Origin of the sequence: Poritiphilus flavus (assembly GCF_009901585.1) — a bacterium.
Taxonomy (GTDB): domain Bacteria; phylum Bacteroidota; class Bacteroidia; order Flavobacteriales; family Flavobacteriaceae; genus Poritiphilus; species Poritiphilus flavus.
Window position 1 is genome coordinate 312,842 of the sequence record NZ_WXYO01000003.1, and the last position, 11,876, is coordinate 324,717.

10 protein-coding genes are annotated in these 11,876 nt (G+C 44.9%); 8 read left to right on the forward strand and 2 right to left on the reverse strand.

Going from position 1 to position 11,876, the window contains the following annotated elements; all coding sequences use genetic code 11:
* The first annotated feature begins 52 nt into the window (after positions 1 to 52).
* From guaA to GTQ38_RS08395, 4 genes are read left to right on the forward strand one after another with little or no spacing between them, the layout of a single operon-like run.
* A complete protein-coding gene (guaA, locus tag GTQ38_RS08380; protein ID WP_161435043.1) occupies positions 53 to 1,585 on the forward strand; it encodes a glutamine-hydrolyzing GMP synthase in 1,533 nt (510 codons plus the stop codon).
* 16 nt (positions 1,586 to 1,601) lie between these two features.
* On the forward strand, positions 1,602 to 3,761 hold the full coding sequence (locus tag GTQ38_RS08385) for a LysM peptidoglycan-binding domain-containing protein (protein ID WP_161435044.1): 2,160 nt from the start codon (positions 1,602 to 1,604) through the stop codon (positions 3,759 to 3,761).
* Positions 3,758 to 4,162: an OsmC family protein gene (locus GTQ38_RS08390; protein ID WP_161435045.1), complete on the forward strand. Its 405-nt coding sequence runs from the start codon at positions 3,758 to 3,760 to the stop codon at positions 4,160 to 4,162. The genes GTQ38_RS08385 and GTQ38_RS08390 overlap by 4 nt, the downstream gene beginning before the upstream one ends.
* A complete protein-coding gene (locus tag GTQ38_RS08395; protein WP_317169057.1) occupies positions 4,150 to 4,686 on the forward strand; it encodes a DUF922 domain-containing protein in 537 nt (178 codons plus the stop codon). Before GTQ38_RS08390 ends, GTQ38_RS08395 begins: the two co-directional genes overlap by 13 nt.
* A gap of 31 nt (positions 4,687 to 4,717) precedes the next feature.
* Here the strand turns inward: GTQ38_RS08395 and GTQ38_RS08400 are convergent, their stop codons facing one another.
* On the reverse strand, positions 4,718 to 5,584 hold the full coding sequence (locus GTQ38_RS08400) for a hydroxypyruvate isomerase family protein (RefSeq protein ID WP_161435046.1): 867 nt from the start codon (positions 5,582 to 5,584) through the stop codon (positions 4,718 to 4,720).
* 53 nt (positions 5,585 to 5,637) lie between these two features.
* Here GTQ38_RS08400 and GTQ38_RS08405 point away from each other — a divergent pair, with 53 nt between their 5' ends.
* The 4 genes from GTQ38_RS08405 (at position 5,638) to GTQ38_RS08420 (ending at position 10,145) form a co-directional block, all read left to right on the forward strand.
* Positions 5,638 to 5,874 carry a DUF3820 family protein gene (locus GTQ38_RS08405; protein WP_161435047.1) on the forward strand — a complete coding sequence of 79 codons (237 nt, stop codon included), beginning with the start codon at positions 5,638 to 5,640 and terminating at the stop codon, positions 5,872 to 5,874.
* A 49-nt stretch (positions 5,875 to 5,923) separates the two neighbouring features.
* Entirely contained in the window at positions 5,924 to 7,561 is a 1,638-nt protein-coding gene (locus GTQ38_RS08410; protein ID WP_161435048.1) for a CTP synthase, read from the forward strand.
* 85 nt (positions 7,562 to 7,646) lie between these two features.
* Positions 7,647 to 9,503 carry a membrane protein insertase YidC gene (yidC, locus tag GTQ38_RS08415; protein ID WP_161435049.1) on the forward strand — a complete coding sequence of 619 codons (1,857 nt, stop codon included), beginning with the start codon at positions 7,647 to 7,649 and terminating at the stop codon, positions 9,501 to 9,503.
* 81 nt (positions 9,504 to 9,584) lie between these two features.
* Positions 9,585 to 10,145 (forward strand): DUF6515 family protein, encoded by a 561-nt coding sequence (locus GTQ38_RS08420; RefSeq protein WP_161435050.1) that lies wholly within the window; start codon positions 9,585 to 9,587, stop codon positions 10,143 to 10,145.
* Positions 10,146 to 10,405: 260 nt separating this feature from the next.
* Here the strand turns inward: GTQ38_RS08420 and GTQ38_RS08425 are convergent, their stop codons facing one another.
* Entirely contained in the window at positions 10,406 to 11,809 is a 1,404-nt protein-coding gene (locus GTQ38_RS08425) for a fasciclin domain-containing protein (RefSeq protein ID WP_161435051.1), read from the reverse strand.
* Positions 11,810 to 11,876: the final 67 nt, after the last annotated feature.

Sequence of the window (11,876 nt, forward strand, 5' to 3'; positions counted from 1 at the left end):
AAATATAAATAAAAGAAGCTTTCTGAAATTTTCCATTTTACTATTTTTGCCCATGCAAAACAACGTCCTTATTCTTGACTTTGGTTCCCAGTACACACAACTCATAGCAAGACGGGTTAGGGAGCTGAATATTTTCTGCGAAATCAAACCTTATAATCATTTACCTGAAGACCTGGATGAATACCAGGCCGTTATCCTTTCGGGTTCTCCTTATTCCGTACGAGCGGACGATGCTCCACATCCGGACCTATCGGGGATAAAGGGTAAAAAACCGCTGCTGGCTATCTGCTACGGGGCACAGTATCTCGCCCATTTTCACGGTGGGAATGTAGCACCTTCCAACACAAGGGAGTACGGCCGGGCCCGGCTGGGATCCATTAAAAACGATGAACCTTTCTTTTACGAGGTCTCTACAGGCTCACAGGTATGGATGAGTCATAGCGATACCATTAAAGAATTACCGGAAGGAGCTGTACTTATGGCAAGTACTGAAGATGTGACGAACGCTGCTTTCAGGATTGAAGGAGAGCAAACTTTTGGGATACAATTTCACCCGGAAGTCTATCATACCTCTCAGGGAAAACAGATCCTGGAAAACTTTCTCGTACATATTTCCGGATTACAGCAGACCTGGACACCAGATGCCTTTGTTGAAACTACCGTTAGTGAATTGAAGGAAAAGATAGGAGACGACAAGGTGATCCTCGGGCTTTCCGGCGGGGTGGATTCTACGGTTGCCGCGGTACTGCTGCACAAGGCTATTGGGGACCATTTGCATTGCATTTTTGTCAATAACGGCCTTTTGCGGAAGAATGAATTTGAGGATGTGCTGGATCAATATAAGCATATGGGCCTGAATGTCAAGGGTGTAGATGCTTCGGCACGCTTTTTGGAAGCCCTGGAGGGAGAAAGTGATCCGGAGAAGAAACGGAAGATCATCGGCAGGGTCTTTATTGAAGTTTTTGACGATGAAGCCCACCAGGTTGAGGATGCGAAATGGCTGGCACAGGGAACCATCTACCCGGATGTCATTGAATCCGTTTCAGCTACCGGAGGGCCCTCGGCAACGATTAAGAGTCACCACAATGTAGGTGGCCTGCCGGATTTTATGAAATTAAAGGTTGTGGAACCGCTAAAGATGTTGTTTAAGGATGAGGTAAGGCGTGTAGGTGCAAGTATGCATATTGCGGATGAACGACTGGGTAGACATCCCTTTCCGGGACCAGGTCTGGCTATCCGGATCCTGGGGGATATTACCGCGGAAAAGGTAGCCATACTCCAGGAAGTGGACCATATTTTTATCAATGGACTAAGGGAATGGGGACTTTATCACAAGGTCTGGCAGGCCGGAGCCATGCTTTTACCCGTAAATAGTGTAGGGGTCATGGGAGATGAACGCACTTATGAAAAGTGTGTAGCGCTGAGAGCCGTGGAAAGTACCGATGGGATGACGGCAGATTGGGTCAATTTGCCTTATGAATTTTTACAAAAAACATCCAATGATATCATAAATAAGGTTCCTGGCGTTAATAGAGTAGTATATGACATTAGTTCAAAACCTCCCGCCACTATAGAATGGGAATAAGGTAAACCGAAAACACATGCGATTTTTTATAGTCTTATCGGCTTTTTTGATGTTCACTTTGCAGTTAGCTGCGCAGGAAACTGTGACCCATGCGGTACAGGAAGGCGAAACCATTTACAGTATTGCCAGGAAGTACCGGGTAACACCTTTTAATATTTTAAAGGCCAATAAGGGCCTTAAGCAGGAAGATATCCTAAAGCCGAATACCGTACTTATCATCCCGCTGGATGCCGCTGCTTCAGATATCAAGACGAGCGATACCCGGGAAGAAGCGGAAAAAGAAGCGGAGGAGTTGGTTCAAAGACAGCCCCTCGGTTTTAAGAACCACCGGGTCCGACGAAAGGAAACCCTTTTTGGGATCGCGAAACGATACGATATCACTGAAGAGGATATTAAGCGTTACAATACGGATCTTTACGCTTCCCCCCTAAAAAAGGGTATGCGGTTGAAGATACCTGAATTCCCTGTGGTAGAAGTTGCCGAGGATTCCATTAACCTGGAAGACTTTGAAACCTATACTGTCCTCCCAAAGGAAACCAGATGGAGTATCGCCCATAAATATGGCATTACGGTAGATAGCCTGATCAACCTGAATCCGGATCTGCCGAGGACCACCAATCACCTTGCGGTAGGTCAGGAACTCATGCTCCCTAAAATCGCCGGCACTTCCGTTGATTCACTTACTGTACAGTTGTATGAATCCTATACAGTACCTCCCAAAAAGACTTTGTATAGCCTTGGCAGGGAATACGGTATACCCTCTTCGGATATCGTAAAACTGAATCCGGAAATTGTAGAACAGGGAGGTTTAAAGGAAGGCATGGTGATCCGACTTCCCAAAAAAACGTTGAAAACCGAAGAAGTTAATACGGATAACTACATTTTCTACGAGGTAAAACCAAAACAAACCATCTTTTCACTGACGCGGGACCTTTCCGTTAGATACGATGAACTACTGGAGCTCAATCCAGACCTCTCACGCGGCTTACAAGCCGGAATGGTACTGAAGCTACCCAGTGAAAGGGCGGTAGACCTTGAGGTAAAGAATGCCCTTATTCTGGATAAGATCAACCTTCTGGATAGCATTAACACAGATAATCATTTAAAGCTGATCTATTTATTGCCGTTTCGTCTGGATAAGGTCGATTTTAAAGACAGGGAAAACGCAAAAAAGACGATTTCCGGCAGAAATGACATCAAATACAGCCTTGGCCTTTATACCGGAGCCATGATAGCCTTGGATTCCATTGCAGATCTTGGGATCTCTGTAGACATTAAGACTTTTGATACCCAATTGAGCCTGGACAAAACACGGGAAATCCTTATTCGCGAAAACATAAACAACTACAACGCGGTTGTTGGGCCTTTGCAACCAAACGCCCTAAAGGAAGTTGCTGTACAGGCCGCCAATTATGACGTACCCGTGATCGCCCCTCTTGCGGCGCAGAGCGAGATCAGTCTTGCCAATGTATTCTTTTCCATCCCTGCGGACAGTCTACTGAGGCAGAAGATGCTAAACTATATTAGCACTAAGGTAACTGAGCAAAACATCATAGTGATTGCCGATGAAAAAAGGCAGAATGTTGCAGCTCAGATAAAGGAAAAGTTCCCTCTGGCCAAACTGGTGGAAGTCAAAGAAGAAGAAGAGAATATCTCTATTGACCTGGAACAATTTCAACTACAGCTTTCTGAAGATCAGGAAAACTGGGTCTTTGTAGAAACGGATAATTTTAAACTGGTTTCAAGTGTGAGTTCTATTCTGAATTCTACGATTACTGAGGATATTAGTGTTCGTATGTTTACCACCAGTAAGAACAAGGCCTTTGATAATGACGTGATCTCCAGTTCACACTTATCCAACCTCAAATTCACCTATCCTTCGGTTTATCGGGAAGTCGGCAGCGATGCCTTTGTCCGCAGGTACCGCAGGAAGTTTGGAAGCACTCCAGACCGTTACGCCGTAAGGGGCTTTGATCTGACCTTTGATCTGCTGCTGAAGCTGGCTTATAGAATGAACCTTTTCCAGGCCTCTGAGACTATAGGGGTAACAGAGTATACAGGCAATAAGTTCAATTACGCCAAGGATCTTAGCTCGGGTTATTTCAATACAGCATCCTACATTATGATGTATGAGGACATGTTCATCAAAGAAGTAAAACCACAGCAATCCAAATGACTTCTAAAGTAGAATATACCGGTGAGCTTAGAACAAAGTGTACACATGTTCGTTCGGGAAACGAATTCATAACTGATGCTCCGCTTGATAACAATGGGCTGGGGCAGGCCTTTTCACCTACGGATACCGTAGCCACAGCGCTGGCGAGTTGTATGCTAACCGTAATGGGCATTAAGGCCCGGGGGCTGGATGTAGATCTTACAGGCTCCCATGCTGAGATCACAAAACACATGGCATCCGATCCCAGAAGGATCTCAGGCATAGAGATACTGCTTCGATTGCCCTCCGGCATATCGGACAAAAGCAAGACCATACTGGAGCATACGGCCAATACCTGCCCGGTTATCCAGAGCATTCATCCGGATATCGAAAAAGAAATTGAATTCCAGTGGGTGCTGTAACTAAAATATCCCTGACGCTTTTTCTTTGCCTTGGATCTTTCCTATATGGACAAGAATATGAGACCATTCTGTGGTCGCCTGACCATCGCTTGAGTTGGAATGATTTTAAAGGAGAAGTTCCTGACTCCCCAAGGGCCGCGGCAACAACTGCAAGTGGTATAAGTTACGAGTTTTCGTCTGTTTCCAACAAGGGAAAATACGAATTAGATTATACCGTAAGTACCTTTTTCTACCCCAACAAGTCCTGGTATCAACCCAAGATTTGCGATGAGGTTATCTTAAGCCACGAACAATTGCATTTTGACATTTCGGAGTTGTTCGCGCGAAAGATGCGCAGACTAATGAACGAGACCAGCTTTACGGAAAACGTCAAGAGCGAGGTGAAGGAGATCTATTACAGAATCAACCGGGAACTTGCGGCATTTCAGCAGATGTACGACAGGGAGACCAACTTTTCCCGGAATCGCGAAAAGCAGGCCGAATGGAATAAGAAGATCGCAAAGGCTTTGCAACCGGAATATTAAAACCACCACTTTAGCAAGCCGCTAACTAATTTCAAACATCACAAATAGTTACCCCTTGCTTTAAGGCTGCTATTTTATCCTCCCAACTGGGGATGAATTCCTGGGCCACATGTCCTTGATAACCTGTTTCCAGTATGGCCTTCATAATAGCCGGATAGTATAGCTCCTGGGTTTCGTCAATCTCATGCCTTCCGGGATTTCCTCCGGTGTGGTAGTGCCCTATGTATTCATGGTAGTCCCTGATGGTACGGATCACATCGCCCTCCATGATCTGCATGTGATAGATATCGTATAACAGCTTAAAACTGTCGGATTTTAATTGTTTGCAAAGTTCAACACCCCAATCCACATGGTCGCACATATAGTCTTTATGGTCTACTTTGGAGTTTAGCAGTTCCATCTGAATAACAATGCCGTGCTTTTCTGCCAGTGGCAGGATCTGTTCCAAACCTTTAACACAATTCTCAAGGCCCTTATCATCGTCCATTCCGTTGCGGTTACCGCTAAAACAGATCAGGTTGGTATAGCCTCCTTCTGCAATCAGCGGGATCTTTTCTTTGTAATCCGCGACCAGTTCGTCGTGAAGCGCCGGATTGTTCCAGCCCTCTACAATTCCTTTGCCAGCTCCCCAGCACATAGACGCGTGTATCCCGTGTTTCTTTAAAAGGGGAAAATCTTCCGGACCTACCAGATCAATGGCTTTGACGCCCAGCTCATTGAGATTTTGAAGAAAAGTATCCAGGGGAATGCTGTTATAGCACCAGTAGCAAGCACTGTGATTGATATTTCCTTTGAGTTTTACATCAGAATTTGCATTTGTTGGAGTCTGGGCCGTTCCAGTAGCGATTACTCCCAGAGAAGCTGCCGCTGAGGTGCCTAAAAATGTTCTACGTTTCATGAGATATGTTTTACCGCCTTTTAAAGATAATTTATTTAGATTTAAGTGTGGAAATGAAGCCGGACAAAGTTGCGCTTTTGAAGCTGGTACACTATAAAATGCCTTTTGGGAAATACAAGGGACGGTACCTGGTAGATCTTCCTATACCGTATCTGCTATGGTTTCAGCAGCGTGGTTACCCTGCAGGAAAACTGGGAGAATACCTGCAAACTATGCTGGATATTAAATCGAACGGCCTGGAACCTATGATCCGAACACTTCAAAAAGAATTTCCTTCGGATACCTCATAAATTGCCGTCGGAATTCGTATCTTTGAATCCCGTAACACAGATGCCTATCATGCCAGATACCAAATACATTTTCGTTACGGGAGGGGTAACTTCATCCCTGGGAAAAGGAATAATTGCGGCTTCCCTGGCCAAATTACTGCAGGCAAGGGGATATAAGACTACCATCCAGAAATTAGACCCCTATATCAATGTAGATCCCGGAACTTTGAACCCTTATGAACACGGGGAATGTTATGTTACGGATGATGGGGCTGAAACCGACCTGGATCTTGGACATTACGAGCGATTTCTTAACGTAAAGACTTCCCAGGCTAACAATGTAACTACCGGGAGGATCTATCAAAGTGTGATTGAAAAAGAAAGGCGCGGAGAGTTTTTGGGTAAAACCGTACAGGTAGTACCCCATATCACCAATGAGATAAAGGAACGCATACAGATCCTGGGTAATAGCGGTGAATACGATATTGTGATCACTGAAATTGGCGGTACTGTGGGTGATATTGAGTCCTTACCCTATATTGAAGCGGTAAGACAACTGCTCTGGGAACTGGGGGATGGCAATGGCATTGTCATTCACCTTACTCTGGTGCCCTTCCTGTCAGCTGCCGGGGAACTAAAGACAAAGCCAACGCAGCACTCTGTTAAGACGCTCATGGAAAGCGGGATCAAGGCGGATGTGTTGGTTTGCCGGACCGAGCATGAGATATCGGATGAGATCAAACAAAAGCTGGCACTCTTTTGCAATGTTAAAAAGGAGGCCGTAATCCAATCCATAGATGTTGCCACCATTTACGATGTGCCCATCATGATGCAGCAAGAGGGACTGGATACTGTCGTGCTGCAAAAGCTGGCGCTTCCGGACTCCAATAAACCGGACCTTACCCAGTGGAATGAATTTCTTAAAAGACACAAAAACCCTAAGAGCAAAGTAACCATAGGGCTGATCGGTAAGTACGTGGAATTACAGGATTCCTACAAGTCCATCCTGGAATCCTTCATTCATGCCGGGGCCGCGAACGAAGTTAAGGTTAAGGTAAGGACTATTCATTCAGAACACATTACAGAGAAGAACTTCGAAGAAAAAATGAAAGGCCTGGATGGGGTTTTGGTAGCACCCGGATTTGGCGAAAGAGGTATTGAAGGTAAGATCAATGCCGTACAATATGCGAGGGAGAATGGAATACCGTTTTTGGGTATCTGCCTTGGCATGCAAATGGCGGTAATTGAATACGCCAGGAATATTTTGGGCCTAAAGGAGGCAAATTCAACCGAAATGGACGAACAAACACCTGATCCGGTAATTGATCTCATGGAAGAGCAAAAGACCATTACCAATATGGGGGGTACTATGCGTCTGGGGGCCTGGGACTGTAAGATCCGGGAAAACACCCTGGTGCATCAAATATACGGGGGCGAAACGGCCATATCCGAAAGGCACAGGCATCGGTACGAATACAATAATGATTATAGGGAGGCACTGGAAAATGCCGGAATGGTGTCCTCGGGGATCAATGAGGAAACCGGTCTGGTGGAGACCATAGAATTGCCATCGCATCCCTGGTTCGTCGGGGTACAGTATCACCCGGAATACAAAAGTACCGTGGCCAACCCTCATCCGCTTTTCGTTGGCTTCGTAAAAGCAGTACTTCAGCACAAAAAACAACAAACTAATGCCAGTTTGGCATAAACTGCACATTTGGGCATATATTTGCAGACCTGAAAGAAAATAAGGAGGACTGGATTGGACGCGGCCGTTCTCATAATAGAACTACATGGAAGAAAAGAAACTGGACATTAACTCTATAATTGGTTTCATCCTGATTTTTGGAATACTCATATTCTGGATGTACCAAAACCAGCCCACACCAGAAGAGTTAGAAGCCCAAAAAGCGGAACAGGAAAAAATAGAAGCACAGGCTGCTGAGGAAGAGTCTAAGCCTGCCCAGCCTATCCTTGATCAAACTACAATAAACACTGAAGACTCAACTGCCGTAGCTGATTACAAAAAATCAGTGGGAGACTTCGGATTTACGAGGGCAGCTGATGGAACCACGCTTTTGGAAAATGAGGTGCTACTGCTGGAAGTCAGTAATAAGGGAGGACAGATAGTCCTCGCCAAAATGAAGAATTTTGTTACCAATGATTCTGTTCCGGTTTATCTGGTACAGGACGGTAATGCAGCCTTCGGTCTAAACTTCTCCACAACCGATAACCGGGTACTGGACACCAAAAACCTTTACTTTGAACCCAGTCTGACCAATAGTGGTGAGAATCAGGTGCTTTCCATGAAGGCTAAGGTATCCGAGAACCAGTTTTTGGAATACCGCTATGAAATGAAACCCGATGACTATATGTTGGATTTCACGGTTCGTAGCCGGGGCCTTTCAGCGGTCATTAACAGTAGTCAGACACCTAAATTGCAATGGCAGCTTAGGGGAATAAGACATAATAAAAGTGTGGTTTACGAAAACCGTTATACGCGTTTGACCTATAATTACGAAGACGGCAAGGTGAGCAAGCTCTCTGAGGGAAGTGATGACGAGGAGACTGAAGAGGATGTAAAATGGTTGTCTTACCGACAGCATTTCTTTAGCTCCATTTTGGCAACCGACACACCTTTTGAAACCGCCGAACTCAGCTCCAAGAACCTTGTTGAGGAGGAAAGCAAAGAAACCCGGTTTACCAAAGAGTATCTTACTATTGCACCCCTGGAATTACAGGCCGGTGAGTTGAATTATAATATGCACTGGTATTATGGGCCAACGGATATAAAAGTGCTTTCCCAATATAAAGACCTTGGTCTGGCAGACTCCATTCCCTATGGGTGGGGGATCTTTGGCTGGATAAACCGCTATATATTTACACCATTTTACGGCTTCCTGAGTTCTATGCTTCCTTATGGCCTGGCCATTGTGGTAATGACGATCTTGGTGCGTCTGGCCATGTCTCCGGTAACTTATAAGTCTTACCTGTCCCAGGCTAAGATGAAGGTACTTAAACCAGAGATCTCCGAGATCACGGAAAAGTACAAGGACAACTCAATGAAAAGGCAGCAGGAAACCATGAAGCTCTACAATAAAGCCGGCGTTAGCCCTATGAGCGGATGTATCCCGGCCTTATTGCAATTACCGATATTCTACGCCCTTTTTATGTTTTTCCCGACCTCTTTCGAGTTGAGGCAAAAGTCATTCTTGTGGGCCGAAGACCTGTCGTCTTACGATACTATAGCACAATTGCCATTTACTATTCCTTTTTACGGGGATCACGTGAGTCTATTTCCTATACTGGCGTCTGTTGCTATCTTCTTTTATATGATGATGACCACTGGGCAGAATATGCAAACCCAGCCTGGGATGCCTAATATGAAATTCATCATGTATCTTTCTCCACTGATCATGTTGATCTTTTTCAACAATTACGCCAGTGGTCTGAGTTTGTATTACTTTGTTTCCAACCTGATTACCATCGGTATAATGCTGGTCATAAAACGATTTATTCTGGACGAAGACAAGATACACGCCCAGATACAAGAGAATAAAAAGAAACCCAAGAAAGAGAACCGCTTCCAGAAACGTATGCGCGAGATGATGGAACAGGCCGAAGAGCAGAAGAAAACCGGACGCAGATAAATTTCACTTTCAAATTCCGGGATTCCATTAAACCTTTTTCAACTTCAGGGGTCTTAAGTAGGTAAATCTAAAAAACCTATTATGAGCCCTTGGAAATATCTGTTGACCCTTGCAGCTATACTTATCCTTTTTCCTGCGGAGCAGGCAGAGGCCCAGGTAGTTAGGCGCAGGGGTGTAACTGTGGTCAAAGTAGACCGCAGAACCAAAAGAAAAATACGAAGGAAAAAAAGAAGGATCCGAAGAAGAACCCTCAGACGTTTACCGGCCAATACCGTTGCGATCAGGTATAGGAATGTGAATTATTACCCTGTAGGCGGTATGTATTTTATACCCAGGCAAGGCGTTTATGTCCGGGCTTTTCCTCCCCGTGGCTTTAGGGTAGCGACCGTGCCGGGCAATGTGGTTCGGATAAGCGTTAAGGGTAGTCCTTACTTGTATTCCGAGGGCGTTTTTTACCAGGAAGACAAAGGGGCGTACGAAGTGGTTGATGCGCCACTTGGCGCTGTGGTGGAGGAATTACCTGAGGATGCTGAAAAGATGAATTTTGACGGGATCTCTACCTACGAACTGAACGAAGTGCTTTATCAGGCCATTGATGACGGTTACGAAGTAATAGATCTGCTTGAGGAACCCGAAGAGTAAATAAGTTTAAAGTAGGAAACAAAAAAAGCCCTGACATTAGTCGGGGCTTTGGCATTAAGTAGGTTAAGTTTGGTAAGATTTGGGACTTCTAAAATGCGTCAATCTTTCTACTAAAAAAAAGATAAGTTGTCAAGCTTCGTTTTTTGTATGCTAACCCGTTCTATTCTGATGTCTGATTTTTAGCTGAGGAAAACAGATAGCAGAAAAAACGCTCCCGCATACACGGGAACGTTTTTCAAACCGATTCTAAAAACTGAGCTTTAGTTTGTAGTATCTGGTAAAAGAACGGTATTTAAAACATGGATCACTCCATTGTTCGCCTGAACGTCTACAGCGATAATTCCGATACCGGTATTTCCAGCGCCGTCTGTTACGTCTGCGATGTTTCCATCAGTTCCGGGAAGATCAATTGAAAAGGTATCACCTTCCAGGGTTGCAGGAGTAACTGTGGTTCCGTTTGGCGTAAGGTCTCCGGAGCGAATATTCGCAGGGGAGATCACATGATGCTGCAGCACCGCTGTCAATAGTCCCTCTTCTATATCTCCTACAGCATCCCAATCAGAATTGCTGTCCAGCAGGTTTTGGAAAGCCATATCAGTAGGGGCGAATACGGTGAATGGCCCATCTCCACTAAGTACAGAAACGAAATCTGTGGCTGGCGTAGCATCCGTTAGTGCTGTAACCAGCGGTGCAAATGTTGGGTCTGCTACTGCAAAAGTTACTACAGTAGGTAAATCAATTACAGCATCTACGGCGTGAATCACTCCATTAGTAGCTATAACATCTGCAGCTACCACAGAAGAAACGCCGTTCAAAGTAACACCGTCATCAGTATTGATGTACAAGCTCAGGTTATCTCCATCAGCATTGGCCGCTACTGTATTCACATAAGAATTGGACAATCCAGTAGAAAGTGCAGCGGTCCCGGCGATAACATGGTTAGACAAAATGTCTGCCAATTCATTTGAATTTGGATTTGTAAAAGCGGTAAAGGCCGCGTTCACCGGTGCAAATACAGTGTAGTCCGCAGTGTCGCCGGATAGCAAATCTGTAAAAGTAGTATTTCCTCCGGCGGTTAGTGCGCCTACCAATTCAGTAAGGTCTGGATTGGCTACAGCGTGATCCACAATAGTAGGCAGCCCTATTACCTTATCTACCACGTGTACTACACCATTAGAGGCGTCTACGTCTGCAATAGCGACAGTAGAGACTCCGTTGATAACAACTCCGGAAGACTTATCTACAAAAAGACTGAGGTTCTGTCCATCAGGCCCTGCAGTTGAAGAAGATGAAATATAACCTGTTGCAAGATCTGCCTCGAAACTCTCTCCGCTTACAACATGGTTAAGAAGCACCTGCGTCAGCACATCTTCAGGAATTGCTTCCAGAGAAGAGAAGTTGTTGTCTGCCAGGAAGTCCAGAAATGCCTGGTCGGTAGGAGCAAAAACTGTAAAAGGTCCGTCTCCCCTTAAAGTACTTGTTAGGTTGGCGCGTTCCAGGGCGGCCAAAAGATTCACGAGGTTATTGTCAATTGCAGTATCCACGATATCCGGTTGTGGAGGTAGGATAACTACAGTGCCGTCATCATCATCCGAACAAGAAAGGGAAAAGGTTAAAAACAATGCCATCGAGGCATACTGAAATAATTTAGTGAATGATTTCATTTGAGGGTTTTTAGATGTTAAAATGTTTAAAGATATATACTTGTTGATTAAACAGAATTACAAATTA